General features: G+C 73.7%; 26 protein-coding genes. 14 read left to right on the top strand and 12 right to left on the bottom strand.

Annotation, left to right across the window (positions count from 1 at the left end; all coding sequences use genetic code 11):
* Positions 1 to 5 precede the first annotated feature (5 nt).
* On the top strand, positions 6 to 1,016 hold the full coding sequence (locus ABZ495_RS07630; RefSeq protein ID WP_352286180.1) for a lysophospholipid acyltransferase family protein: 1,011 nt from the start codon (positions 6 to 8) through the stop codon (positions 1,014 to 1,016).
* Between the two features lie 193 nt (positions 1,017 to 1,209).
* Here ABZ495_RS07630 and ABZ495_RS07625 read toward each other — a convergent pair whose 3' ends face one another.
* The 3 genes from ABZ495_RS07625 to ABZ495_RS07615 form a co-directional block, all read right to left on the bottom strand.
* The gene (locus ABZ495_RS07625; RefSeq protein WP_359834888.1) at positions 1,210 to 2,508 is read right to left on the bottom strand and encodes a DUF5667 domain-containing protein; all 1,299 of its coding nucleotides are present in this window, start codon (positions 2,506 to 2,508) and stop codon (positions 1,210 to 1,212) included.
* Between the two features lie 280 nt (positions 2,509 to 2,788).
* On the bottom strand, positions 2,789 to 3,673 hold the full coding sequence (locus ABZ495_RS07620; RefSeq protein WP_359805131.1) for an ECF subfamily RNA polymerase sigma factor, BldN family: 885 nt from the start codon (positions 3,671 to 3,673) through the stop codon (positions 2,789 to 2,791).
* 504 nt (positions 3,674 to 4,177) lie between these two features.
* Positions 4,178 to 5,194 carry an HAD-IB family hydrolase gene (locus ABZ495_RS07615; protein ID WP_359834886.1) on the bottom strand — a complete coding sequence of 339 codons (1,017 nt, stop codon included), beginning with the start codon at positions 5,192 to 5,194 and terminating at the stop codon, positions 4,178 to 4,180.
* A gap of 152 nt (positions 5,195 to 5,346) precedes the next feature.
* Here ABZ495_RS07615 and ABZ495_RS07610 point away from each other — a divergent pair, with 152 nt between their 5' ends.
* The 7 genes from ABZ495_RS07610 to hemB all read left to right on the top strand — a co-directional run bounded on the left by ABZ495_RS07610 (position 5,347) and on the right by hemB (position 12,740).
* A complete protein-coding gene (locus ABZ495_RS07610; RefSeq protein WP_329488307.1) occupies positions 5,347 to 5,631 on the top strand; it encodes a glutaredoxin family protein in 285 nt (94 codons plus the stop codon).
* 150 nt (positions 5,632 to 5,781) lie between these two features.
* Positions 5,782 to 6,525, top strand: a complete 744-nt coding sequence (locus tag ABZ495_RS07605) for a 3'-5' exonuclease (protein WP_359834884.1) — start codon at positions 5,782 to 5,784, stop codon at positions 6,523 to 6,525.
* A 101-nt stretch (positions 6,526 to 6,626) separates the two neighbouring features.
* Positions 6,627 to 7,526, top strand: a complete 900-nt coding sequence (locus tag ABZ495_RS07600; protein ID WP_359805125.1) for a redox-sensing transcriptional repressor Rex — start codon at positions 6,627 to 6,629, stop codon at positions 7,524 to 7,526.
* A gap of 100 nt (positions 7,527 to 7,626) precedes the next feature.
* Positions 7,627 to 8,961, top strand: a complete 1,335-nt coding sequence (locus tag ABZ495_RS07595) for a glutamyl-tRNA reductase (RefSeq protein ID WP_352286190.1) — start codon at positions 7,627 to 7,629, stop codon at positions 8,959 to 8,961.
* Positions 8,962 to 9,002: 41 nt separating this feature from the next.
* On the top strand, positions 9,003 to 10,016 hold the full coding sequence (gene hemC, locus ABZ495_RS07590) for a hydroxymethylbilane synthase (RefSeq protein WP_329488303.1): 1,014 nt from the start codon (positions 9,003 to 9,005) through the stop codon (positions 10,014 to 10,016).
* Positions 10,013 to 11,680, top strand: coding sequence for a uroporphyrinogen-III synthase (locus ABZ495_RS07585; protein WP_329488302.1), 1,668 nt, complete (start codon positions 10,013 to 10,015; stop codon positions 11,678 to 11,680). The genes hemC and ABZ495_RS07585 overlap by 4 nt, the downstream gene beginning before the upstream one ends.
* 79 nt (positions 11,681 to 11,759) lie before the next feature.
* Positions 11,760 to 12,740 (top strand): porphobilinogen synthase, encoded by a 981-nt coding sequence (hemB, locus tag ABZ495_RS07580; RefSeq protein WP_329488301.1) that lies wholly within the window; start codon positions 11,760 to 11,762, stop codon positions 12,738 to 12,740.
* Between the two features lie 68 nt (positions 12,741 to 12,808).
* Here hemB and ABZ495_RS07575 read toward each other — a convergent pair whose 3' ends face one another.
* The 3 genes from ABZ495_RS07575 to ABZ495_RS07565 all read right to left on the bottom strand — a co-directional run bounded on the left by ABZ495_RS07575 (position 12,809) and on the right by ABZ495_RS07565 (position 14,052).
* Positions 12,809 to 13,066, bottom strand: a complete 258-nt coding sequence (locus ABZ495_RS07575) for a hypothetical protein (RefSeq protein WP_329488300.1) — start codon at positions 13,064 to 13,066, stop codon at positions 12,809 to 12,811.
* A gap of 221 nt (positions 13,067 to 13,287) precedes the next feature.
* On the bottom strand, positions 13,288 to 13,632 hold the full coding sequence (locus tag ABZ495_RS07570; RefSeq protein ID WP_329488298.1) for a rodlet layer protein: 345 nt from the start codon (positions 13,630 to 13,632) through the stop codon (positions 13,288 to 13,290).
* 75 nt (positions 13,633 to 13,707) lie between these two features.
* On the bottom strand, positions 13,708 to 14,052 hold the full coding sequence (locus ABZ495_RS07565) for a rodlet layer protein (RefSeq protein WP_313764319.1): 345 nt from the start codon (positions 14,050 to 14,052) through the stop codon (positions 13,708 to 13,710).
* A gap of 301 nt (positions 14,053 to 14,353) precedes the next feature.
* Here ABZ495_RS07565 and ABZ495_RS07560 point away from each other — a divergent pair, with 301 nt between their 5' ends.
* Positions 14,354 to 15,010, top strand: coding sequence for a hypothetical protein (locus ABZ495_RS07560; protein WP_359834881.1), 657 nt, complete (start codon positions 14,354 to 14,356; stop codon positions 15,008 to 15,010).
* Positions 15,011 to 15,100: 90 nt separating this feature from the next.
* Here the strand turns inward: ABZ495_RS07560 and ABZ495_RS07555 are convergent, their stop codons facing one another.
* The 4 genes from ABZ495_RS07555 to ABZ495_RS07540 all read right to left on the bottom strand — a co-directional run bounded on the left by ABZ495_RS07555 (position 15,101) and on the right by ABZ495_RS07540 (position 16,792).
* On the bottom strand, positions 15,101 to 15,487 hold the full coding sequence (locus ABZ495_RS07555; protein ID WP_359805117.1) for a hypothetical protein: 387 nt from the start codon (positions 15,485 to 15,487) through the stop codon (positions 15,101 to 15,103).
* Positions 15,488 to 15,606: 119 nt separating this feature from the next.
* Positions 15,607 to 15,876 (bottom strand): chaplin, encoded by a 270-nt coding sequence (locus tag ABZ495_RS07550; protein ID WP_329488294.1) that lies wholly within the window; start codon positions 15,874 to 15,876, stop codon positions 15,607 to 15,609.
* 110 nt (positions 15,877 to 15,986) lie between these two features.
* Positions 15,987 to 16,229 (bottom strand): chaplin, encoded by a 243-nt coding sequence (locus tag ABZ495_RS07545; RefSeq protein ID WP_329488293.1) that lies wholly within the window; start codon positions 16,227 to 16,229, stop codon positions 15,987 to 15,989.
* 311 nt (positions 16,230 to 16,540) lie between these two features.
* The gene (locus ABZ495_RS07540; protein ID WP_329488292.1) at positions 16,541 to 16,792 is read right to left on the bottom strand and encodes a chaplin; all 252 of its coding nucleotides are present in this window, start codon (positions 16,790 to 16,792) and stop codon (positions 16,541 to 16,543) included.
* A 231-nt stretch (positions 16,793 to 17,023) separates the two neighbouring features.
* Here ABZ495_RS07540 and ABZ495_RS07535 point away from each other — a divergent pair, with 231 nt between their 5' ends.
* From ABZ495_RS07535 to ABZ495_RS07515, 5 genes are all read left to right on the top strand, one after another.
* Positions 17,024 to 17,263, top strand: a complete 240-nt coding sequence (locus ABZ495_RS07535) for a chaplin (protein ID WP_329488290.1) — start codon at positions 17,024 to 17,026, stop codon at positions 17,261 to 17,263.
* Between the two features lie 249 nt (positions 17,264 to 17,512).
* Positions 17,513 to 19,198 carry an RICIN domain-containing protein gene (locus ABZ495_RS07530; RefSeq protein ID WP_359834880.1) on the top strand — a complete coding sequence of 562 codons (1,686 nt, stop codon included), beginning with the start codon at positions 17,513 to 17,515 and terminating at the stop codon, positions 19,196 to 19,198.
* A gap of 203 nt (positions 19,199 to 19,401) precedes the next feature.
* Positions 19,402 to 20,673, top strand: coding sequence for a hypothetical protein (locus ABZ495_RS07525; protein WP_359834878.1), 1,272 nt, complete (start codon positions 19,402 to 19,404; stop codon positions 20,671 to 20,673).
* A 108-nt stretch (positions 20,674 to 20,781) separates the two neighbouring features.
* Complete coding sequence (locus tag ABZ495_RS07520) at positions 20,782 to 21,270, top strand: MarR family transcriptional regulator (RefSeq protein ID WP_359834876.1); 489 nt, start codon at positions 20,782 to 20,784, stop codon at positions 21,268 to 21,270.
* 93 nt (positions 21,271 to 21,363) lie between these two features.
* Entirely contained in the window at positions 21,364 to 22,881 is a 1,518-nt protein-coding gene (locus ABZ495_RS07515) for a DHA2 family efflux MFS transporter permease subunit (protein ID WP_359834874.1), read from the top strand.
* 627 nt (positions 22,882 to 23,508) lie between these two features.
* Here the strand turns inward: ABZ495_RS07515 and ABZ495_RS07510 are convergent.
* Positions 23,509 to 24,753 carry a helix-turn-helix domain-containing protein gene (locus ABZ495_RS07510; protein ID WP_359834872.1) on the bottom strand — a complete coding sequence of 415 codons (1,245 nt, stop codon included), beginning with the start codon at positions 24,751 to 24,753 and terminating at the stop codon, positions 23,509 to 23,511.
* Between the two features lie 111 nt (positions 24,754 to 24,864).
* Positions 24,865 to 25,038, bottom strand: coding sequence for a hypothetical protein (locus tag ABZ495_RS07505; RefSeq protein WP_329488283.1), 174 nt, complete (start codon positions 25,036 to 25,038; stop codon positions 24,865 to 24,867).
* Positions 25,039 to 25,125: the final 87 nt, after the last annotated feature.

Here is a 25,125-nt window from a genome sequence, read left to right as displayed (position 1 = left end):
CCGCGATGAGTGCCGCTGCCGAGAACGCGCCGGGCCAGGCCAAGGTCATCCCGATCGAGTCCGCGCCGAGCTGGAGCGAGCCCGACCGCCCCGCCGGCCTGGCCGACCAGCTCGCCGACGCCGTCGGCGGGGCGCTGGCCGGCCGGCTCGGCCCGGCCGCCACCCGGCTGTTCGGCAAGGGCTGGGAGGGCCGGGCCGCCGAGCGCCTCGCCTTCCTGCGCCGCCGGGTCACCGGTGACTACGAGGTGGACGAGTTCGGCTTCGACCGCGAGCTCACCGAGGAGGTGCTGCTCTCGCTGCTGCGCCCGCTCGCCGAGAAGTACTTCCGGGTCGAGGTGCGCGGGATCGAGAACATCCCGGCCGAGGGCGGCGCGCTGATCGTCGCCAACCACTCCGGGACGATCCCGTTGGACGCCCTGATGACCCAGGTCGCCATCCACGACCACCACCCGAGCCGGCGGTACCTGCGGATGCTCGCCGCCGACCTGGTGTTCGTGCTGCCCGGCATCAACGAGCTGGCCCGCAAGGCCGGTCACACGCTGGCCTGCAACGAGGACGCCCAGGCGCTGCTGGAGCGCGGCGAGCTGGTCGGGGTCTGGCCGGAGGGCTTCAAGGGCATCGGCAAGCCGTTCTCCGAGCGGTACAAGCTGCAGCGCTTCGGGCGCGGCGGCTTCGTCTCCTCGGCGCTGCGGGCCCGGGTGCCGATCGTCCCCTGCGCGATCGTCGGGGCGGAGGAGACCTATCCGATGATCGGCAACTTCCGGACGCTGGCCCGGCTGCTGGGGCTGCCGTACGTGCCGGTGACGCCGACCTTCCCGTGGCTCGGGCCGCTCGGCGCGGTGCCGCTGCCGACCAAGTGGACGATCCAGTTCGGCGAGCCGATCGCCACCGACGGCCACCCGGTGGAGGCGGCGGACGATCCGATGCTGACCTTCGACCTCGCCGACGAGGTGCGCGAGACCATCCAGCACACCCTCTACAAGCTGCTGGTGCAGCGGCGTTCGGTGTTCTTCTGAGGTTGTCCGCCGGTGCCCGTGAGGCACGGACGCGGGAGGGGCCCGGCGGATACCGCCGGACCCCTCCCGCGTCGACGGGCCGGTGGTGCGGGGCGGCTCACGCCGTACCGCACCACCGGCCCGTCGACCATCCGGTCGACCGGCCGGATCGGCCCGTCCGGCCGGTCGAGCTGATGCAGCCGATGCAGCCCGTTCAGCCGCCGAGGATCCGCAGACCGGGCAGCAGCCCGGGGATCAGCGGCGGCACGTCGACACCCTGCGGTGCCGTGCCGGGCGCGGCACTGGGCGAGCCGGACGGCTGCGGGGCCGCCTGGTCCGGTGCCGGGTCCGCGCTCGGCGAGGGCTTCGGACCGGTCAGCCCGTTGGTGAGGTTGTCGACCAGCCCGCCGACCGCGCCCGCCGCGTTGCTCGGTGCGCTGCTGGGCGCACCGGCGCCGCCACCGGGCGTGCTCGCCCCGGCGGACGGTGCCCGCTCGGTGCTGCCGGGCTTGCCACCGTTCGCGCTGCCCGCGCCGCCCTGGGCCGTCCCGGCGCCCGGTGCGGCGTTGCCGCCGACGGCCGGGGCGTCGCCCTGCGAGCCGCCGTCGGCCGGATGGCCCGCGCCGCCGCCCGCCCCGCTGCCGGCCGGTCCACCGCTCTTGGCGGGAGGCTGGGCCAGTCGCAGGGGCGCGACGTCCTCGCTTATGTCGTCGAACAGCTGGTCCACCAGGTGGGCCTGCGAGGTCAGCTGGACGGGCAGCTTGCTCTGCAGCTCCGTCCAGTGGCCGTCCTCGTCCTGGGCGAAACCGGCCAGGGCCCGCATCGGGTCCAGCGAGCCGTTGCTGCGGTAGACCGAGCGCAGCAGGTCGCGGCCCTTGAGGGCGTCGGCGTGCATGTCGTCGAGCGCCCTGCGGACCTGGTCGACGGTGCCCGGGCTGAGCGAGCCGCCCGGGTCCGTCCGGCCGACCAGGCTCTTCGCCTCGCCGAGCCGGGTGGCCGCGTTGTCCAGCAGCAGCTCGCCGCGCTCGCTGTCGGTGTCCGCGAGGTCGAGCCGGAGCCCTTCCAGACCGCGCTTCATGCCGTACAGCGTGTCCCCGGGGAGGGCGTTGGCGCTCGCGGCGGCCGCGCCGGCGAGGCTGCCGACGGCGAGCCCGGCGACCAGGCCGCCGATCGCGAACCGGCGGCTCCAGCGGCCGCGCGGGGCGGTCCGGACTGCCCGGTGGCCGCGCTGGCGGGGCACCGCGGCACCCGGCCCACCGGCGAAGACCTGCTCGAACGCGGCCATCAGCTGAGCGCGTTGGACCGTTCGGACCTCCTGGTCCAGTGCCGGTCCGGGCAGCGCGCCGAGTGCGCCGACCATGCCGACCAGCTCCGCCATCGCGGCCGAACCGGCGCCGGTGGAAGCGGCGTTGGCCGCCGCGGAACCGGCGGCGCCGTGTTCCTCTGCCTGGTGGGCCTCCAGCGCCTCGGCGAAGGCCTTCGCCCGCCGGTGCTCCAGCACGTTTGCCGTCACGGGCCACACCTCCCTTCGTCGTTGTCGACACCCCGGCCTGCCGGACGGTTGCCTCGGCGGGCCAAAGCCACTCCATCGGGTGAGAGGTCGCAATTCGACTTGACCGTACGCCTGGTGGAGGCTTGCACGCTGGCCAACGAGCGGTGCGGGCGGTCGGTTACGCACGGCTGATCATCGGATCGACCGTTCACCCGGACGTGTCGGACCGCCGCCGTCGGTGACGGCCCGCCGGATATCTCGCCGGTGCCGTCCGCGGCACCGCCCCCGGTCTTCGCGCCGCTCACCGCGCGTCGGGCGGCAGCAGCCGGGCCAGCGTCCGTACCGCGCGGTACTGGAGCGTCTTGATGGCGCCCTCGTTCTTGCCCATGATCCGGGCCGTCTCGGCCACCGAGAGTCCCTGCAGGAAGCGGAGCGTGACGCACTCCTGCTGCTGCGGGTTGAGCCGCCGCACCGCGTCCAGCAGCGCCGCGTTGGAGAGCGACTCCAGCACCGAGTCCTCCGGGCTGCGTTCGCACTCGTTGGAGTCGAGCATCTCCCCGGTGGTGACCTCCAGCCGGAACCGGCTGGACTTGAAGTGGTCGGCCACCAGGTTGCGGGCGATGGTCACCAGCCAGGCGCCGAAGTCGCGGCCCTGCCAGGTGAAGGTGCCGATCCGGCGCAGGGCGCGGAGGAAGGTCTCGCTGGTGAGGTCCTCGGCGGTGGCCCGGCTCCCGACCCGGTAGTAGATGTAGCGGTAGACGGTGTCCGCGTAGTGGTCGTAGAGGCTGCCGAAGGCGTCGCTCTCGCCGGCCTGGGCCCGCTCGACCAGCTCCATGATCGGGTTGTGCTCGGTCTCGTAGCCGGGAGCCGGGGCCGTCCGTGCCCGGCTGCGGCCGCTGCTGCCGGTGGCTCCGGTCCGTCCGCGCGAGCCGGTTCCGGTGGAGCCGGCGGCCGTGGTGCGCAGGGCGAGACCGGCCGGCTGCGGCTGCTGGCCGAACGGGACTCCGGCGGGCACCAGTTGGGGTGAGGTGGCGAGCTGGCTGCGGAGCAGGGTGCGCAACAGTTCCAGGCCGGTGGAGATCTGCCGGGCCGAGGCCGGGCGGCCGCGCAGGCTGGTGCGGGAGCGCAGGGTGGCGGGCGACGGGCGGGAGGGTGCAGGCGCGTCGTTCCGGACGGGTGGGTACACGGGACTCCCAGAGGCAGAACTGTGGACGGATCACCTCCGCCTGCGCGGAGAGCACGCCCGCGCCGCCCGTTCGAGCGGGGCGCGTGGGTGACGTGCATCCAGGAGAGAATAACGCTTTGTGCAATGACAGCTACACCGTGTGGTCGAAGTGGTCGTTTGGGATCCACATGGCGTGCATATTCGGCTGACACTGACCGAACGTGTCATCGTTCATCCGGCTCAACGTGATCGAACATGTGCACCGGGTGACCAATTAGGCGGTCGGACGGCCGGTTTCCCCTTGGTTGGCCTTGGTAACCCCCGACTTTCCCCGTCTGACGAACGATCAGAACCGGTCACCCAGTGACAGCTTCGTTCAGGCTCTTCGGGCTCCCGGCCGGTGGAGGGGAGTTAGCCCGTACGGGGGCCATGTTCGGTGTACGGATTGACGGCTGGTCACCCTCGCAGGGGGGTGGTTCGGCGGTGGCCGCCGGGCGTGGCCCCCACCCCGGTCCGGTCCGCGGCTCAGGCGCGGTGGCGGCGCTGCAGGGCGATGCCGGCGGCCGTCGCCCCGGCGGCCACCCCGAGCGCGGCGGCGGCCGGGAGCCCGACCCGGGCCGCCTTGCGCCCGGTCCGGAAGTCCCGCACCCGCCAGCCCTGGGCCCGGGCGTGGCGGCGCAGCGCGCCGTCCGGGTTCACCACGTACGGGTGGCCGACCAGCGAGAGCATCGGGATGTCGTTGGCCGAGTCGCTGTACGCGGCGCAGCGCTCCAGGTCGAGCCGCTCGCGCCGGGCCAGCGCGCCGACGGCGGCCGCCTTGGCGGGCCCGTGCAGCAGGTCGCCGACCAGCCGGCCGGTGTACAGGCCGCCCCGGGCCTCGGCGACGGTGCCGAGCGCGCCGGTCATGCCCAGCCGGCGGGCGATCACCCGGGCCACCTCCAGCGGTGCGGCGGTGACCAGCCAGACCCGCTGGCCGGCGTCCAGGTGCATCTGGACCAGGGCCCGGGTGCCGGGCCAGATCTTCTCGGCGATGACCTCCTCGAAGACCTCCTCGCAGATGGCTTCGAGGTCGGCGGTGCGCTTGCCCGCGACGAGGCCGAGCGCGGTGTGCTGGGCGTCGGCCATGTGGTCCGGGTCCTCGGTGCCGTGCAGCCGGAACCAGGCCTGCTGCCAGGCGAACCGGGCGATGTCGCGGCGGGTGAGGAAGCCGCGGCGGTAGAGGCCGACGCCGAGGTAGAAGATCGCGGCACCGCGCAGGATGGTGTTGTCGCAGTCGAAGAAGGCGGCGGCGCGCGGGTCGTCCCGCTCGGGGGTGTGGTTGCCGGCGGGTGCCTTGGGGGCCTTCGCGGGCCGCTCGTCGGAGCCGTCCGGGGCGGTCGCCGCGTGCGCGGCGGTCGGCGTGGCGGGGGCGTCCGGGTCGTGCGGGGCGTCCGTGGCGGCCCGCAGGGCGGCCTCCGCGGCCTCGGCCGCGGCCTCGCCGGCCAGGGCGTTCCGCTCGGTGGTGGAACGCCTTGACTGGGTGAGCCTTCGGAGCACGGCCATGCCGTCGAGCATATCGAGCCGGGCCGGGAGGAGCCGTGACGGCGACGTGCCCACCGGGTGAACAGCGACCGGTCCGGCGCCGGGTCCCGGGCGGGCGGTGCCCGGGCCGGCCGGGCGTCGGGGCCGGTGTGAGGCGGGCGCACAATGGCGGGGTGAGCCCACTGCTGCGACGTGACAAGAACCAGAGCCCCGAGCCGGCCGACCGCACCGTGACCCTGGTCGGCAAGCCGGGCTGCCACCTCTGCGACGACGCCCGGGAGGTGATCGTGCGGGTGACCGGCGAGCTGGGCGCGACCTTCGAGGAGAAGGACATCACCCAGGACGAGGAGCTGTACCGCGCGTACTGGGAGCAGATCCCGGTCACCCTGATCGACGGGCGTCAGCACGACTTCTGGCGGGTCGACGAGCGCCGCCTGCGCGCCGCGCTCGGCGCCTGACGGCGGTGAACCGCCCCCGCCGACCGGCGGGGGCGGTTCGCCGAATCGTTGTGAAGAATCCCGTACCGGGCCTGGGAACGGCGATGTTCGTCGGCTTACGATCGAACTCGTCCGCGCCCATGGGGGGCTGAGCACACGAGGAGTGCCGCCATGCTTCCCGGTCCGACCCCAGGGACGCCCGTGCCCGCAGCCGGCGGGGGCTTCGCGGTGGTGGACGTGGAGACGACGGGCCGCAGCCCGTGGCGGCACCGGGTGGTCGAGGTCGCCGTCGTCCTGCTGGACGAGCGGCTCCGCCCCGAGGGCGAGTTCTGCACCCTGCTGGATCCGGCCGGTCCGGTCGGCCCCACCCATGTGCACCGGATAGCCCAGGCCGACGTGGAGGGCGCCCCCCGGTTCCGCGAGGTCGCGCCGCGGCTGCTGGAGCTGCTGGCCGGCCGGGTGCTGGTCGGCCACCACGTGACCTGCGACCACGCCTTCCTCGATCGCGAGTTCGCCCGGATCGGGGTGGCCCTGCCGCCCGTCCCGCTGCTCTGCACGATGCGGCTGGCCCGCGCCCACCTGTCGGAGGCGGGCGGCTTCGGTCTGGCGGCCTGCACGGAGGCGGCCGGGCTGGGCCGGTTCCCCGCGCACACCGCGCTGGGCGACGCCCGGGCCACCGCCGGGCTGCTCCGGCACTGCCTGGACGCGCCCTCCTGCCCGCCCGACGACTGGGCGGCGCCCCTGCGCGAGGCGGCCCGGGTGCCGTGGCCGAGGCTGGGCCGGGCCCGCTCGGGCGCCGCCGGGGCGGTCGTCCCGCAGCTCCGCCGGGAGCCGCCGTACGGCCTCCGGCCGCCCGGTGCGCAGCCCCCGGCGGCGGTGCCGACGGGGACCGGTGCTATGGACTCGCCGGCGTGATGCGCATCACTGTGCGGGGACAAATCGGACACCATCTTTGTGCACACGTTCACAAACGCATAGCCTGGCTGCCAAAGCCCAGCTTCACCCACAGGAGCACCGTGGCAATCGGCCGATCACCACAGAGCAGTTCGCAGACGCCCGACCAGGGCGCCGCGCGCCGACCCTCGCGTGCCCGGGGCATCCCGGAGGCGACCGTCGCCCGCCTTCCCCTCTACCTGCGGGCACTCACCGCGCTCTCCGAGCGTTCCGTGCCGACCGTCTCCTCGGAGGAGCTGGCGGCCGCCGCCGGCGTGAACTCCGCGAAGCTGCGCAAGGACTTCTCCTACCTGGGCTCGTACGGGACCCGCGGCGTCGGTTACGACGTCGAGTACCTCGTCTACCAGATCTCCCGCGAGCTGGGCCTGACCCAGGACTGGCCCGTCGTCATCGTCGGCATCGGGAACCTCGGCCACGCGCTCGCCAACTACGGCGGCTTCGCGTCCCGCGGGTTCCGGGTGGCGGCCCTGCTGGACGCCGACCCGGCCGTGGTCGGCAGCAGCGCCGCCGGGCTGCCGGTGCGCCACATGGACGAACTGGAGTCCATCGTGGAGAACCAGCACGTCTCGATCGGTGTCATCACGACCCCGCCCGGTGCCGCCCAGCAGGTCTGCGACCGCCTGGTCGAGGCCGGTGTCACCAGCATCCTGAACTTCGCCCCGACGGTGCTCACCGTTCCGGACGGCGTGGACGTGCGCAAGGTGGACCTCTCCATCGAGCTGCAGATCCTGGCCTTCCACGAGCAGCGCAAGGCGGGCGAGGAGCCGGACCGCACCGAGTCGGTGCTGGACCGCGCCCCCGGCCCGGTCCGCGCGGCCGCGGCCAAGCTGCGCCGCGCCGCGGCCGGCTCCGGCAAGGCCCGTCCGGTCGCCGAGCCGGCCAAGGACGACGAGGCGCCGGCGAAGGCCAAGCCCGGCAAGGCCGGCGGCGAGGGCGAGCTCTCCGCGGTGATGCCGGCGTGAGCGAGCGAACCATCGGGAAGGTGCGCGCGGTGCGGAGCGGTCGTCGGTCGCAGCGGGCCGGGCGCGTGCGGTGCGGGATCCGTGGCACCGGGGGGCGGGCATGAGCCTCCTCGTCGTAGGCCTGAGCCACCGCACCGCCCCGGTCGGCGTGCTGGAGCGCGCCGCCCTGACCGGTGACGTCCCGACCCGGCTGCTGCACGACGCGGCGGCCACCGCGACCGTCGCCGAGGCGGCGCTGCTGAACACCTGCAACCGGATCGAGCTGTACGCGGACGTGGACAAGTTCCACGCCGGCGTCGCCGAGCTCTCGCTGCTGCTGGCCCACCACAGCGGAGTGGACCTGGAGGAGCTGACCTCCCACCTCTACGTCCACTACGAGGACCGCGCCGTCCACCACCTCTTCTCGGTGGCCTGCGGCCTGGACTCGATGGTGGTCGGCGAGGGGCAGATCCTCGGCCAGCTGCGCGACGCGCTGGCCAAGGCCCAGGAGCAGCACACCGCCGGGCGCGGGCTGAACGAGCTGTTCCAGCAGGCCCTGCGGGTCGGCAAGCGGGCGCACAGCGAGACCGGCATCGACAAGGCCGGCCAGTCGCTGGTCACCTTCGGCCTGGAGCAGGTCGCGGCCGGCGCGGGCGAGATCGCGGGCAAGCGCGCCCTGGTGGTCGGGGCGGGCTCGATGAGCTCGCTGGCCGCCGCCACGCTGGTCCGCGCCGGCGTCACCGATCTGCTGGTCGCCAACCGGACCCCCGAGCGCGCCGAGCGCCTGGTCGAGATCCTCGGCGCCGACGTGGCGCGGACGGTCGAGCTGGCCAAGGTGCCCGAGGCGCTGGCCGACGTCGACCTGGTGATCTCCTGCACCGGCGCGGCCGGCGTGGTGATCGGGGCCGAGGACGTCGCCGCGGCGGTCGCCGCACGCGCCGGCGGGACCCCGCTCGCCCTGCTCGACCTCGCCATGCCGCGGGACGTCGACCACGCCGTGCACGAGCTGCCCGGCGCGCTCCTGGTCGACCTGGAGAGCCTCTCGCAGGCCCACGCCGCCACCCCCGGCGCGGGCGACGTCGACGCCGTCTCCGGCATCGTCGCCGACGAGGTCGCCGCCTTCGGCGCCGCCCAGCGGGCCGCCCGGATCGCCCCGACCGTGGTGGCGCTGCGGGCGATGGCCTCCGACGTGGTCGCCGCCGAGCTGGGCCGTCTCGACTCGCGGCTGCCCGCCCTGGACGAGCGGTCCCGCGCCGAGATCACCCAGACCGTCCGCCGTGTCGTCGACAAGCTGCTGCACGCCCCCACCGTGCGGGTGAAGCAGCTCGCCGCCGAGCCGGGCGGCGCGTCCTACGCGGACGCGCTGCGCGAGCTGTTCGACCTCGACCCGGCGGCCGTGCACGCGGTCTCGGGCACCCCGATCGGCACCCAGCCTTCGGGCGGGGGCGCCAGATGAACCGTCAGCCATCCCACGAGTACCACCGGGACGATCACCTCATGAATGGTCAACCGCTCACCGACCAGGCCCCGGCCGCCACCGCAGCAGCGCTGCGGCTCGGCACCCGGCGCAGCGCGCTCGCCATGGCCCAGTCGGGCATGGTCGCCCGCGAGGTGACCAGGGTCACCGGGCGCCCCGTCGAGCTGGTGGAGATCACCACCTACGGCGACACCTCCAAGGAGGCGCTGGCGCAGATCGGCGGCACCGGCGTCTTCGTCTCCGCCCTGCGGGACGCGCTGCTGGAGGGCCGGATCGACTTCGCCGTGCACTCGCTGAAGGACCTGCCCACCGCCGAGCCCGAGGGGCTGGCGCTGGCCGCCGTCCCCGCGCGCGAGGACGCTCGCGACGCCCTGGTGGCGCGCGAGGGCCTGGCCCTGGACGAGCTGGTGGAGAAGCTGGCCGGCGCCGGGCGCACCGCCCGGATAGGCACCGGCTCCCCGCGCCGGATGGCCCAGCTCAACGCCTGGGCCCGCGGCCGGGGCGCCCAGATCGAGACGGTGGCGATCCGCGGCAACGTGGACACCCGGATCGGCTTCGTGGCCTCCGGCGAGCTGGACGCGGTGGTGCTGGCCACCGCCGGCCTGAACCGGCTCGGCCGCGCCGCCGAGGTCACCGAGCACCTCGACCCGGAGCTGATGCTCCCGGCACCCGGCCAGGGCGCGCTCGCCATCGAGTGCGCCCGCGCCGACGGTGAGCTGGCCGCCGCGCTGTCGGCCCTCGACCACGCCCCCACCCGGGCCGCGGTCGCCGCCGAGCGCGCCCTGCTGGCCACCCTGGAGGCCGGCTGCTCCGCACCGGTCGCCGCGCTGGCCACCTGGGGCCACGAGTACGAACTGCGGCTGGAGGGCGTGGTCGGCACCGTCGACGGCGCCACCCTGCTGAAGATGTCCGCCAACGGTCCGATCGTCCTCGACGAGACCGCCGAGCGGCAGGCGGCGGCCCTCGGCCGCGCGCTGGCCGCCCGGCTGCTCGACGCGGGCGCGGCCGCCCTGATGGGGGAGCGAGCCCGATGAGCCCCACCGCCGCCACCGAGACGCCGTTCCCGGCCGACAGCCCCTTCCCGGGCGGGACGCCCGCCGCGGGCCGGTGCACCTTCCTGGGCGCGGGCCCCGGGGACCCGGGCCTGCTGACCCTGCGCGCGGTCGAGGTGCTGTCCTCGGCCGACGTCCTGGTCGCCGACCCGCTCACCGCCGCCGCCGTGCGCAGCCACTGTCCGGCCGGTGTGCAGGTGCACACCCCCGGCGCCGAGGGCCCGGAGTTCGACCTGGCCGAGCTGGTCGCCGAGGCGGTCCGTTCGGGCAAGCACGTCGTGCGCACCGTCGACGGCGACCCCGGCCTGGACGGCTGCGCCGCCGAGGAGATGCTCGGCTGCGCGGGCCACGGCATCCACTTCGAGGTGATCCCGGGCGTCGCCCAGTCGGTCGGCGTGCCGGCCTACGCGGGTGTCCCGCTGCGCGGTGTGGGCGGTACCGACGTCCGCTTCGTGGACGGCGCCGCGCTGCTCGCCGGCAGCCCGGTGGACCTGGGCGCGCCGGAGACGACCCTGGTGGTGCGCACCACCCTGGGCCAGCTGCCGGCCACCGCCAACGCGCTGGTCTCCAACGGCCGCAAGCCGGAGTCGGCGCTCAGCGCGACGCTCTCCGGCACCACCACCCGCCAGCGCACCTTCACCGCCACCCTGGCCACCATCGCGGCGGACCTCAAGGTGGCCCGGGTGCTGCCCTCGCCGGTCTCCGCCCCGGTGGACCCGGCGACCTCGGTGATAGCCGTGGTGGGCGAGCAGGTCGCGCACCGCGCCTCGCACTCCTGGTTCGAGACCAAGCCGCTGTTCGGCTGGAACGTCCTGGTGCCGCGCACCAAGGAGCAGGCCACCGGCCTCTCCGAGCAGCTGCGCTCGTACGGCGCGGTGCCGCAGGAGGTGCCGACCATCGCGGTCGAGCCGCCGCGCACCCCGCAGCAGATGGAGCGGGCGATCAAGGGCCTGGTCACCGGCCGCTACGAGTGGATCGCCTTCACCTCGGTGAACGCGGTGCGCGCCGTCCGCGAGAAGTTCGAGGAGTACGGCCTGGACGCCCGGGCGTTCGCCGGGATCAAGGTGGCGGCGGTCGGCGAGACCACCGCGCAGGCCCTGGTGGACTTCGGCGTGAAGCCGGACCTCGTGCCGTCCGGCGAGCAGTCCGCCGCCGGGCTGCTGGAGGACTGGCCGCCGTACGACCCGGTGTTCGACCCGATCGACCGGGTACTGCTGCCGCGCGCCGACATCGCGACCGAGACCCTGGTCGCTGGCCTGGTCGAGCTGGGCTGGGAGGTCGACGACGTGACGGCCTACCGGACGGTGCGCGCCTCGCCGCCGCCGGCCGAGACCCGCGAGGCGATCAAGGGCGGCGGCTTCGACGCGGTGCTGTTCACCTCGTCCTCGACCGTGCGGAACCTGGTCGGCATCGCCGGCAAGCCGCACAACGTCACGGTCATCGCCTGCATCGGCCCGGCCACCGCCAAGACCGCGGAGGAGCACGGCCTGCGGGTCGACGTGATGGCCCCGGCGCCGTCGGCGGCCGCGCTGGCCCAGGCCCTGGCAGACTTCGGGGCCAGGCGTCGCGACACCGCGACCGCGGCGGGCGAGCCGGTCTACCGGCCCAGCGAGCGCCGTCCCGGTTCGCGCCGCAAGGCGCGCTGAGGCCGGCGCCCGACCAACCGGGGCCGGGGGCGGCCGACCGTCGCCCCCGGCGCCGCCCAACCGTTCGGAGAGAGAAGCCGTGTCCGCTGAATTCCCGTACGTTCGCCCGCGCCGGCTGCGCTCGACCCCGGCGATGCGCCGGCTGGTCGCCGAGACCCGGCTGCACCCGGCGGAGCTGATCCTGCCGCTGTTCGTCCGCGAGGGCGTGCGCGAGCCGGTCCCGGTGTCGTCGATGCCGGGTGTGGTCCAGCACACCCGCGACACGCTGCGCAAGGCCGCGGTCGAGGCGGCCGAGGCGGGCCTGGGCGGCCTCATGCTGTTCGGCGTGCCCGCGGTGCAGGACGCGGTCGGCAGCGAGGGCACCAACCCGGACGGCATCCTGCAGCAGGCGATCCGGGACGTGGTCGCCGAGGTCGGCGACTCCCTGGTGGTCATGTCCGACCTCTGCCTGGACGAGTACACCGACCACGGCCACTGCGGCGTGCTGGCCGCCGACGGCAGCGTGGACAACGACGCGACCCTGGAGCGGTACGCCGAGATGGCCCGCGTGCAGGCGGACGCGGGCGTCCACCTGGTCGGCCCGTCCGGGATGATGGACGGTCAGATCGGGGTGATCCGCAAGGCCCTGGACGAGGCCGGGCACCAGGACACCGGCATCCTCGCCTACACCGCCAAGTACGCCTCGGCGTTCTACGGCCCGTTCCGCGAGGCGGTCGGCTCCTCGCTGAAGGGTGACCGCAAGAGCTACCAGCAGGACCCGGCGAACGCCCGGGAGTCGCTGCGCGAGCTGGAGCTGGACGTCGCCGAGGGCGCCGACCTGGTGATGGTCAAGCCCGCGATGGCCTACCTGGACATCCTGCGCCAGGTGGCCGACGCCTCGCCGGTGCCGGTCGTCGCCTACCAGGTCTCCGGCGAGTACGCGATGGTCGAGGCCGCCGCGGCCAACGGCTGGATCGACCGGGAGCGGATGATCCTGGAGACGCTGACCTCGATCCGCCGGGCCGGGGCCGAGCAGATCCTCACCTACTGGGCGCTCGAAACCGCCGCGATGATCAAGTAGTCGGAGCCGTGAGCACGACGGAGGCCGGACCCCGGGCGGGGTCCGGCCTCCGTCGTACCACCCGGGCGTCAGCCGACGTGGGCGAAGCCCTCCAGGCCACCGAGCGCGTCGGTGGAGGTGGCGGCGCCGAACGCATGCGCGCCGGTGTGGATGTGCGAGGTGTGGGCGAGGCCGTACCACTCACCGGCGGCGAACACCGGGTGCGCGGAGGCGACGAACTCGCCGCCACCGGCCAGGCCGACGTGCGCGAACGCCGGGGTGGCGACACCCGCGAGCGCCAGCGCGCCGAAGGCGGTCAGCGCGGCCTTGCCCAGCTTGTTCTTCATTGGATCTGCCCTCTCTTCCGGAGCGCTCGGTCGGAGCGCCCTGCCACTGACACGTGAACACACGCTGCCGTCGGCCGCGGCGCTCCACGCGCCGCCCCGACGGCCTGTCACCCGGTCGGCCCGCGCCCGTGGGCACGGGCCGACCGGACAGTCGATCCACCGAAGCCCGGAGGGCCCGGGGACACGTCCCCGGGCCCTCCGTCGCTGTCCTGTGGCGGCAATCAGCCGATCAGGTGCGAGACGCCCGCGTCGCCCGAGGACTGGGTGTTCTGGCCGACGTTGCAGATCTGCTTCGGGGTGCTGTTCAGGACCGGGACCTCGACCGGAACCGCGACACCGATGACGGCGACCGCGATGTTGTGGACCTCCGGCAGGCAGATGTTCGCGTTGTCCAGGGTGTGGAAGTTCGGCGAGCTGTTGCCGTGGGTGCCGGTCTGGTTGGTGCCGCCGTTGCCCTGGGCGGAGACGGCCGAGCCGTCCGAGTCGGCGATGGCGGAGGCCGAACCGGCGGACATCGCGATGGCGGCGGCGGCCAGGCCGGCGGCGGCGAGGGTCTTCTTGATCATTTCGGGTTTCCTCTCGGGGGATGAATCGGGGAGCGATTCGAAGGGTGGTTCAGGAGGTGGTGCGGGGTCGGCAGGTCAGCCGATGAGGTGGGAGACGCCGGAGTCGCCCTTGCTCTGGGTGCCCTGGCCCTGGGTGCAGTACTGCTTGCCACCGCTGTTGGCGATCGGGACCTCGACCGGGACGGCCACACCGAGCACGCCGACCGCGATGTTGTGGATCTCGGGGAGGCAGACGTTCGCGTTGTCCAGGAAGTGGAAGTTCGGGCTGTTGTCACCGACGGTGCCGGTGAAGTTGGTCCCGCCGTTGCCCTGGAGGGACGCGGCGGAGCCGTCCGAGTCCGCGATGGCCGAGGCCGGCGCCGCAGCGGCGGCCAGCGCGGCGACGGCCAGGCCGGCGGCGGCGAAGGACTTCTGGATCATGGGGAGATCCCTCTCTGGAATGCTTTTGGTTTCCGTGCGTACAACGCGTAGAACGCTCAGGCCCGGTCTGCGGTCACTGACATTCAGATCAAAGAATGACGCCACGGAAGGTTACGGGGATTCTTGAAAAGAGTCCGGGAGGCGCGACTTCCGGGGGATTCCGGTCGGATTATTAGGCCGAACCGGTTAACGGCCGCAATCAGGGCTCCGGGTGTCTCGTTGAGACAGATGGCTTTCGGCTGCGCCCTGCGCGCGGCCGACCCCCAGATCCCCAGTACGGACAGGCAGAACGGTGAAAAGCATGAAGTTCTCCAAGCGGGCCGGCGCGATGCTGCTGGCGGTCGGTGCGGGCGTGCTCGCCTCCCAGGGCGCGGCCTCCGCCGCCGCGGTCAGTCCCGACCAGGTCGGGGCCCTGGAGGACCGGCTGGCCACCCAGCAGGTCCCCCTCGACGTCCCGCTCGCACCCCTCGACAGCCGGATCTCCGGTGGCATCCCCACCTCCCTGGTGATGCCGGCCGTCCCCGGCCGCACCACCGGCAACGAGCTGCTCCCGGAGCGGATCGTGCCCCAGCTCGGCACCGGCAAGGTGGGCCCCTCGGCCAAGGCGGAGCTCCCGCTGCCGCTGGTCGACCAGGGCGCCGACCTCGGCGAGCTGCTGCTGGAGGCCCCGGCCGCCCCGCTGCACGCCGATACCCCCGGGATCGGCCTGGGCAAGCCGCTCGCGCTGGCCCAGGACGGCACCGGGCAGCTGGCCGACGGCACGCTCAAGGTCGGCGAGATCGACCCGCGGCTGGTCACCGGCGCGGTGCAGGCCGTCCCGGGCGCCAAGGCGACGCTCGGCAACGAGGACGAGCGGATCTCCGTGACCGACTCGGTGGGGGACCTCGCCACGACCGCCACGGCGACCACCACGGGTGTCGTGGAGCAGAGCGGTCTGACCGGGCTCGCCCAGCTCTGAGCCGGTCCGGGCCGACCCGGCGCGCACGGGAGCCCGGCGCCCCCTCCCCGCGGAGGGCGCGCCGGGCTCCCGGCCGTGCGGCGCCGGTGCTCAGCCCGGCAGGGCGCCGAGCAGCTGACCCACGACCGGCAGGTCGCGCGGACCGCCGCCGGCGCTCAGCGGACCGGTCAGCGTGCTGGTGCTGACCGGGGCCAGGCCGGTGTTCTCCGGCTGGACGGTCGCGCCGTTGTTCAGCACGTCGGCGGAGGAGTTGGCCCAGGGGTCGACGCGCAGGTCCTTGACCGGCGCGATGCCGTAGCCGAGACCGGTGGTGGTGCCGCCCAGCGCCTGGGCGAGGTCGGTCTTGGCCAGGCTGGCGCCGCCCTCGGCCGGCGCCGCGTGCGCCGTGCCGGCGCCGGCGCCGAGCAGCATCGCGGCGCCCAGGGCGGCGGCCAGGCCGGCCCCGCTCTTCATCGAAACCATGCTCTTCGCAACCATGCTCAGTCACCTTCGGGAGATCGGGTCCCCGGGCGGCCGTACTGCGCCCGGGTATGCCGAACTGCCCCCCGACCGGCTGGACGGGGGGCAGTTCGGCCGGTACGCGTGCCGATCGGGGATCAGCAGTCGTCGGCGGGCTGCGGGTGCGCCTCGACGTTGGCGCAGCTGTTGCCGAACGCCGGGTTCAGGGCGCCGATCACGTTGACGGAGTTGCCGCAGAGGTTCACCGGGATGTGCACCGGGATCTGCAGCTGGTTGCCGGAGAGCACGCCGGGCGAGCCGGCGGCCACGCCCTCGGCACCGGAGCTGGCGGCGGCGGAGCCCGCCGCGCCCAGCACCAGGCCGGCAGCGGCGGCGGAGAGGACGGCGGCCTTCTTCACGTTCTGCATGGGGTTGATCTCCTCGATCACACACGGGTTGAGCGGGCCGCACCCCGCCCGGGGGCGGGATGCGGCACGGACTCGGTGGAACTGCCGTCGCCGGTGCGGCGACCGCCGGTTCAGCCGATGTTGGCGCAGTTGTTGCCGAACGCCGGGTTCAGGATGCTGATGACCCCGATGGAGTTGCCGCAGACGTTGACCGGGATGTGCACCGGGATCTGGATCTGGTTGCCGGAGAGCACACCGGGCGAGCCGGCGGCCACGCCCTCGGCACCGGAGCTGGCGAACGCGCCGCCGGCCGCGCCGACGACCAGGCCGGCGGCGGCGAGGGACAGGGCGGCGGCCTTCTTGAGGTTACGCATGTGGTTCTTCCTCCGTTTTCTGCCCGACCGTCAATGGAATGAGTCGGGAGCCGGGCGAAGGGAAATCATCGCCCGCTGGTTTCTGGGATTGCCGTGATTGTCACTCTGGCGGCCCAAGTGGCGCGTGTCGTCCGTGGCTTGGACGATGGGAGGCCGCCGCTGCACCAGCGCGTCGCGAGGAATTCCCGCACGGCCGGGAACAACTCGCGCAGACGCGCGACCAGGAGCGATTCCGGACGGGCTCGGACCGGCGGCGGATCTCCCGGAGTCGATGGGTCGCCCGGTGGGCCGGGCGGCCGTTCCGCGCCGGCTCAGGCGTTCGCGCAGTGGTTGCCGAAGGCCGGGTTGAGCAGGCCGGCGACGTCGACGGAGTTGCCGCACAGGTTCACCGGGACGTGCACCGGGATCTCGAACTGGTTGCCCGAGGCCACCCCGGGCGAGCCGGCCGCGACGCCCTCGGCGGACGCGCCGTGGGCGTGGTGGGCGACGGCGACGCCGGCGCCGGCGGCCAGCAGGGCGGCGGTGGCCGCCGTGCCGAGGGCGCCGTGGGCGAGCTTGCGCATGTGCGGTACTCGATTCGTCTCGTGGGCCTGTGCGGAACGGGTTCCGAGAGGGAGAACGAGGCAGTGGCCGGAGGGAAACGGTCGGGTCCGGTGATCACCCGAATGCCGGGAGGCCCGGGCCCGTTGGGCCAGCCGGGTGACAAAGGGGGCGGTGCAGCAACCGGGCCGGACGGGTGTCGTTCTAGATGTCGCACTCCCCGTGCAGTTCTGTCGATCAGTCAGGAGGCTCCTATGAGCATCAAGAAGACGGCCGCCGTCGGTGCCGCCGTGGTAGGCATCGTGGCGGCCGGTGCCGGCACCGCGATGGCCAGCTCCGGCGCCGAGGGTGTCGCCGCGGGTTCCCCCGGCGTCATCTCCGGCAACCAGGTCCAGGTGCCGGTCCACGTCCCGGTCAACCTCTGCGGCAACACCATCGACATCATCGGTCTGCTGAACCCGGCGTTCGGCAACCACTGCGTCAACGCGGGCTGACCGACGCCCGGTTCGGCCGGCGCGAGCCGCCGTTCCGCGCTTCCCTCCTGGGGCGCGGGGCGGCGGCTCTCCGCGTTCTCCGGCGCCGCCGGCGGACGCGGGCCCGGCCGGGGGCGTCCCGGCCGGTGCTGTCCGGAGCCTTGTTGCGTTACTTGTCAGTACCTAGAATGTGAGACCTGCTCACCTTTCTTTGCTCCGAACCGTCCGGCGTCCCCGGTCGGGCGGCCCCCACCCCGCAAGGAGTCACGAGTGATCAGGTCACCCCTGTCAGGCGCGCGCGGATCCCGGTCGGTCGCGCGCCGCTCCCCCTACGGCACACTGCTCGCGACGAGCGCCCTCGTCGCCGCCCTCGGTCTGGTCGGCGCCCCCACCGCCCTCGCCGACTCCGGCGCCTCCTCCGCGGCCTCCGCCACCGGCCGCCCGGCCGCGGTCGTCGCCCTCGGCGACAGCGCCATCTCCGGGGAGGGCGCCGGCACCGACACCGGTGACGGCTACTTCCCCGAGACCGACTCGCCCACCAACTACTGCCACCGGCACCCCAAGTCGGAGATCTTCGTCACCGGCATCCCCGACGTCACCCCGATCGACCTGGCCTGCTCCGGCGCCCAGACCGGCGACCTGGTCAGCGACCCCGAACTGGCCGCCATCACCGGCCCCGGCAGCGGGGACTTCGGCGAGCCCAAGCAGGACGTCCGACTCGCGGACGTGGCAGGCCGGTACGACGTCAAGATGGTCGTCGTCACGATCGGCGCCAACGACGACTTCGACTTCAGCGGGATCATGATGCACTGCCTCGCGCAGTACTTCCCCGTCCCCAAGGACCAGGGCTGCCGCGACACCATCGGCAGCGCGGAGATCGCCGAGCGGGCCAGGGCGGTCCAGCCCAAGGTGGTCGCGGCGCTGCGCGACATCCGGCAGACCATGCGCCGGGCCGGCTACGCCGACAGCGTCTACCAGCTGGTCTACCAGTCCTACTTCAACCCGATCACCCCGGACATCCGCCGCAACGACTACGTCGGCAAGGTCGCCGACGGCTGCCCGGCGTTCCCCGAGGACCTCGCCTGGGGCCACAACTGGGTGGTCCCGCTCTTCAGCGACACCCTGCGCGCCGCGGCCGAACAGGTGCCCGGCGTCCGGTACCTGGACCAGCGCCGGGTCGCCTTCGGCCACGAGGTCTGCGCCGAGTGGACCAGCTCGCCGTACGAGTACACCAACGGCGATGTGATCAACCTCGCCGAGTGGATCCGCAACGGCTGCGACCAGCAGATCGGCATCCCCGGCCTCTGCATGAACATGGTCCGCCAGTCCTACCACCTGCGGGTGGCCGGCTACCGCGGCGAGGGCGTCTGCCTCGGCCAGTTCTACGCCAGGCCGGACCAGCAGCAGGCCTACTGCACCCTCGACCAGCGGAACACCACCTCCATCCAGCCGCTCACCCCGGGGAAGCCGTTCGGCGACGGGCCGGAGGACGGCGCCTGGTACCAGCTCACCTCCGCCGCCGACGGCAAGGCGCTCGACTTCTCCGGCGGCGGCACCTACGGCGACTCCACCAACGGCCGCGGCGCCCTCACCTACACCCCCACCGGCGGGCTGAACCAGTCCTTCGTCCTGGAGGCCGAGCAGGGCGGCGGCTACGAGCTCGACTTCAGCGGCAACCGGAACATGTGCCTGGACGCCGACGCCGGCTCCACCGCCCCCGGTACCCGGCTCCAGCAGTGGGGCTGCAACGGCGGCGGCAACCAGCACTGGGTCTTCGAGCCGGCCGGTGACGGCCGCTACAAGCTGGCCGACTCCCAGGACCGCACCAAGGTCGCCACCGCCGGCGGCAGCCGCGACGCCAAGGGCAACACCCTGGTCGAGCTCGCCACCGACACCGGCGCCGCCGACCAGCTCTGGCGGCTCACCAAGCTCGGCATCGTCTACCTGCACGGCTGACCCGCCCCGCCCACCCGGCCGCCGCCCCACCCGGGCGGCGGCGGCCCGCTGCCCGGGGCCGCGCCCGGTCCGGGGCGGGTCCGCGACCGGCCCGGGGCGGCACCGGAAGGTCGGCCGGAGAGGCCCGATCCCGTGCCGTAGGCTCGCTCGGCGGCGCGATCGTGGCCGCGCCGACCACGAGCGGGGGCGGGAGTCCAGAGCTGATGAGCACGGCATCGAGTACATCGAGCGCGGAGCCGGCGAGCGCCGAGCCGTCCGGCACCGGCGCCCCCTCGGCCGAGGCCGGGCGGCAGGGCCGCCTCGGCGCCGTCGTGGACCGGTTCGCGCCCGCGCTCGGCGCGTACGCGGTGGTGAAGGCCACCGGCCTGGCCGTGCTCCTGCTGCTGCTCTCGCACACCGGTGACTTCCTCCGGAAGGAGCCGGGCCGCGGCGGGGGTGCCCAGCCCTGGGACGTGCTCGGTACCTGGGACGGCGTCTGGTACCAGCGGATCGCCGAGAACGGCTACCACCCGCAGCTGGTCCCGCTGCACGGCTTCCCGCTCGCCACCTACTACGAGAACTCGGCCGCGTTCTTCCCGCTCTACCCGTGGCTGATGCGCCTGGTCGGCGCCGTCACCGGGCTCGGCCCCTACGGGTCGGGCATCGCGGTCTCGGTGGTGGCCTCGTTCGTCGCGGCGGCCGGCGTCTTCGCCGTCGCCGAGCGGCTCGGCGGGTTCCGGGCCGGGGTGATCGCGGCGGTGATCTGGGGCCTCTTCCCGGGGTCGGGCGTCGAGTGGGCGGTCTACTCGGACTCGTTGTTCGTCGCCCTCTCCGCCTGGGCCTGCTACTGCGTGATGACCCACCGCTGGCTCGCCGCCGGCCTGCTCGCCTTCGCGGCCGGCCTCAACCGGCCCACCGCCGCCGCGCTGATCGCGGCCGTCTCGATCTCCGCGCTGGTGGCTCTGGTCCGGCGCACCGACGGCATCGCGCGACCGCTGACCGCGATGCTGATCACGCCGTGGGGCCTGCTCTGGTACGTCGGCTGGGTCGGCTACCGGATGGGCGACTGGGGCGGCTACTTCAAGCTGCAGCGGGGTGCCTGGAACCGCTACTTCGACTGGGGCGCCTCCACCTCGCGCACCTTCCTGGACGTGATCACCGGGCACTGGGACTTCTGGCAGTCCAACCCCGCGCCCGACCTGATCGCGGTGGCCCTGCTGATGCTCCTGCCCGCGCTGCTGGTGCTGCTGCTGCGCATCCGGCCGCCGCTGGTCCTGGTGGTCTACACGCTGCTGACCGTCTTCACCGCGCTGAGCAGCAACCAGATCTTCGGCAACATCTCGCGCTACCTGCTGCCCGCCTTCCCGCTCTTCATCGGGCTGGCGGTCGCGCTGCGCCGGGTGAAGGTGCCCACCCTGCTGGGCCTGTGCGCGATGCCGACGCTCGCGGCGGGCTGGTACGCCGGGTACGCGCTGTTCGAGCTCGGCATTCCGTAGGCCGGGCCGCGCCCGCCGCCCGCCCCGCCGGTACCGTGGGTCGCCGCCCCGCGGGATCGTTGTTCACGGGATCATCTGCCGGCAGACGGCCTTGCTACGCTCGGACGTATGACGACGAGCCCGCCGGTGCGCCGGATCCGAGACCTCTCCGGCCTGCTGGACCACGCCAGCCATGTCCTGGCGACCCGGATGGCGGCCGCCTTCACCGAGCTCGGGATCACCCCGCGCGCCTACTGCGTGCTGTTCCACGCGCTGGAGACCGAACGCACCCAGATCCAGCTGGCCGAGCTGTCGGACCTGGACAAGACCACCATGGTCGTCACCGTGGACGAGCTGGAGAAGGCGGGCCTGGCGGAGCGCCGCCCGTCCGCCACCGACCGCCGGGCCCGGATCATCTCGGTCACCGAGGCGGGCGAGCGCGCCGTCGAAGAGGGCACCGCGATCGCTGACCGGGTGCACCGCGAGGTGCTGGAGTCGCTGCCCGAGCCCGAGCGGACGGTCTTCGTCTCGGCGCTGACCCAGCTGGTGGGCGGGCATCTGGCGGAGCCGGTGGAGAGCGACCGGACGGTCCGCCGGGCCCGTCGCTCCCGGAACTGAGCATCTCGAAAGAGACCTTCCCGAGAAAGATAGTCCCGAACAAAACAATCTGCTAGCGTCATACCCGGTACTCGACGAACCGGGAGACCCGCCATGACCACGCACGCCCCCAGCACGCCCACCCCGGGCGCACCGGTCCGGAGCGCATCCGCCCCGGACGCGCCCGCCCCGACCCGGGCCTCCTCGGCCCGTTCCCGTGCGCTCGCCCTGGCGGTGCTCTGCGCGGGGATGCTGATGATCATCCTGGACGGCTCCATCGTCACGGTGGCGCTGCCGGCCATCCAGGCGGACCTCGGCTTCTCGTCGGCCGACCTGACCTGGACGGTCAACGCCTACCTGATCGCCTTCGCCGGACTGCTGCTGCTGGCCGGCCGGCTCGGCGACCTGATCGGCCGCAAGCGGGTCTTCGTCGCCGGGCTCGCCCTCTTCACCGCCGCCTCGGTGCTCTGCGCGGTGGCCACCGGCCAGGGCATGCTGATCGCGGCCCGCTTCCTCCAGGGCGTCGGCGGGGCGATGGCCTCCGCGGTCAGCCTCGGCATGATCGTCACGCTCTTCCCCGAGCCGGGCGAGCGCGGCCGGGCGATCGGCGCCTTCAGCTTCGTCGGCGCGGCCGGCGCCTCGATCGGCCAGGTCCTCGGCGGCGTCCTCACCCAGGCCCTGAACTGGCACTGGATCTTCCTGATCAACCTGCCGCTCGGCCTCGCCGCCGTGCTGCTCGCGGTGCGGGTGCTCGACACCGACCGCGGCCCGGGCCTGCGGGCCGGCGCCGACACCCTCGGCGCCGTACTGATCACCGCCGCCCTGATGCTCGGCATCTACACCATCGTCGGTACCGGCGAGCACGGTTGGGCCTCCGCCCGCACCCTCGGCCTGGGCGCGCTCGCCGCCCTGCTGCTGGCCGGCTTCCTGCTGCGCCAGGCCCGCGCCGCCCAGCCGCTGCTGCCGCTGCGGATGCTCCGCTCCCGGACCGTCGCCGGGGCGAACGTGGTGCAGGTCCTCGCGATCTCCGGGATGTTCGGCTTCCAGATCCTGCTCGCGCTCTACCTGCAGAACGTGCTCGGCTACGGCGCGGCCGCGACCGGTCTGGCCATGCTCCCGGCAGCGGTGTCCATCGGAGCCGTGTCGCTCTTCCTCTCCGCCCGGCTGAACGCCCGCTTCGGCGAGCGCAACGTCCTGATGGCCGGACTGGCCCTGCTGGTCGCCGCGCTCGGGCTGCTCGTCCGGCTGCCGGTGGACGCCGACTACGCCGTCCACCTGCTGCCGACCATGCTGCTGATCGGCGGTGGCGGGCTGGTGCTCTCCGGCCTGACCGCGCTGGGCATGTCGGGCGCCGGCGCGGCGGACGCGGGCACCGCCTCCGGCCTCTTCAACACCACCCAGCAGGTCGGCGCGGCCCTCGGCGTCGCCGTCCTCACCACCCTCGCCGCCGCCCGGACCGGAACCCTGAGCGGTGTCGGACACCCCGCGGCCGAGGCGCTGACCGGCGGGTTCCGCCTGGCCTTCGCGGTCGCGGCCGGGCTGCTGGCGCTGGCCCTGGTGGTCACGGCCGTCGTCCTGAAGCCCGCCGGGGCCGCGAGCTCCGCCGAACGGCCCGCGGCGGCGGTGCTCTGACCCGCCGAACCGGACGGGCCACCGGGGCATCCGCCCCGGTGGCCCGCAGGGCTGTCGCGGCGTGGACGGGGCCGGCTGTCAAGGATTCGGAAGGGATTCCGGGGCAATTCTCATGTCCCCGTCGGGACATGTCGGCTATGCCGGTCTTCGTGGGTTCGCGGAACGGTGCTAAGTGGCCGGAGATCTTCCGGATATGGGCATTAGGTGTGATCATCGCCAAATTCAGGACGGAATCCGTGGCGATGGGGAAAGGCGCCCGGCCGTCCGCCCGCCCCGGCGTGCGGCGGAGCGCGGCGCCGCGGCGGGGGAGTCACAGGGAGCGCGGGAGCGCACGAAAGGGCACCGCGAAGCCGTGCGACGGGGCAGTACGCGAGGGCAGCGTGAGGGCGGTACGGGGGCAGCACGAGACGACCGGCGGCGAGGGACGGCGACGGCGGAGGAGGCGGGGTGCTGCGCGGGTGGCGGCCGGCGGGGTCGGCACGGGGGCCACCGAGGGCGCGCGGTGCGCGAGTGCTGAGCCGGGTTCTCCGGCCGCCGGCACATCGCGTCGCGACGTTCGAGCGGGGTCCGTACTCCACCGGTGGGTCGGATCGTGACCGACGGTGACCGGAAGGCGGACCGGTCGGCTCAGGCGGGGCGTTCGGCCTGGGCCAGCGTGACGGCGAGGGAGCGCCAGACCTCGGAGGCGAGGTCGATGTTGGCCGCTTCCTGGGCCTGTTGGGCGAGTTGTTCGAGTTCCCGGATGGCGGCGTCGCGCTCACCGTTCAGGATGCGCAGCTGGTTGCGCAGCATGAGGTGCCGGACGCGGTCCCGAAAGGACAGGTGCTCGGGGTGGTCGCCGAGCCGTTCGCAGAGCTCCCGGGCGGCCGGGTGGTCGTCCTGGTGGAAGGCCAGGTGGGCCCGGAGGGTGAGGAACTCCTGCTGGTGGACCGGCAGGTTCAGCAGCTCGACGGCCGGGGCGGCCTCGCGGAGCCGGCGTTCGGCCTGGTCGGTGCGGCGCGGGTCCATCCGCAGGTAGAGCGAGGCGGCGGCGAGTCTCAGCCGCATCCAGAGCACGAGTTCCTCGTTGCCGGCGCCCAGCAGGTCCATGGCCTGTTCCAGCAGGGCGGCGGCCTCGGCGTGCCGGCCCTGGCGGATCCGGATGCTGCCGGCCGTCCAGAACGTCTCGGCGCGCAGGGTGACCGGGAGTTCGTCGACGAGCCGGAGCACCTGGTCGGTGTGGTCAAGGGCCTCGACCAGCCGGCCGGTCTCGGCCTCGACGGAGATCAGGACGAGCAGGGTGCGGGTCAGGTCGCTGCGGGAGAGCTGGTGCTCGGTGGCGAGTGCGTAGGCCTCGGTGGCCATCCGGTGGGCGGCGGGGACGTCGCCGGTGGACCTCTGACATCGGGCGAGCTGGACCCTGGCTCTGACCTGCAGATGCGGGTGTTCGATCTGGTCGCTCAGCTCGGTGAGCGACTGCAGGGTGCGCTGCTGGTCCTGGCGGGCGCCGCTCTTGCGCTGGTTCTCGGCCAGCATCCAGAGGGACTGCCAGCGCAGCGCGGGGTGGGTCGGGACGCCCTGCTGCACGGTGTCCAGCAGCATCCGGGTGGCGTCCTCGGCGTCGCTCCCGGAGACCACCATGGCGAGCGTCTCGGCGGTGCGGTCGGTCGGTTCGGCCTGGAACGACGAGAGCGGCAGGTCCAGCTTGTCGCAGAGGTAGGCCACCGCGCGGTCGGTCGGCGGGCGGCTGCCCGACTCCAGACGGGAGAGGTAGGCGGCGGACATGCCGGGCCCTGTCAGCTGGGCCTGCGAGATGCCTCGGTTCTGCCGGATCGTCCGTAGCCGGATGCCGAAGTAGGGCTGTGGCAGGGTTTGGAGGGACGTCTGGAGCATGGCGACGACACTGCCACAGCGCCACCGTCATTTGTCAAGCCCGCACCGGGGCCCCGGCAATTCTGTCAACCGGGGCCCGCGCGCAGTGGGATCAGGGCTGGTCGGAGCGGCTCACGGCCACTCGATGTCGCCCTCCTTGCCGTCCGGTACGACGATCGTGATGTCCTTCCCGGCCGTGGTGGCGGAGCCCGAGTGGGCCGTCAGGGCATGGATGCTCTGGGCGGCGCCGAATGCGAGGACCACCGCCAGTCCGGTGAGCGCGAGCGTGCGGCGGAGTGTGTTCATCGTGCTTTCCCTAGGGTTGTTCAGCAGTGAATCCTGGCGGCGGTACGGGCCGGCTTCCCCCCGATCACTCCGCAGCGGCAACGTAGC

The sequence above is a fragment of the Kitasatospora sp. NPDC005748 genome, from assembly GCF_040630735.1.
Classification (GTDB): domain Bacteria; phylum Actinomycetota; class Actinomycetes; order Streptomycetales; family Streptomycetaceae; genus Kitasatospora.
Note: the sequence above shows the minus strand (reverse complement) of the source record. Positions and strands in the feature narration are given on the sequence as shown.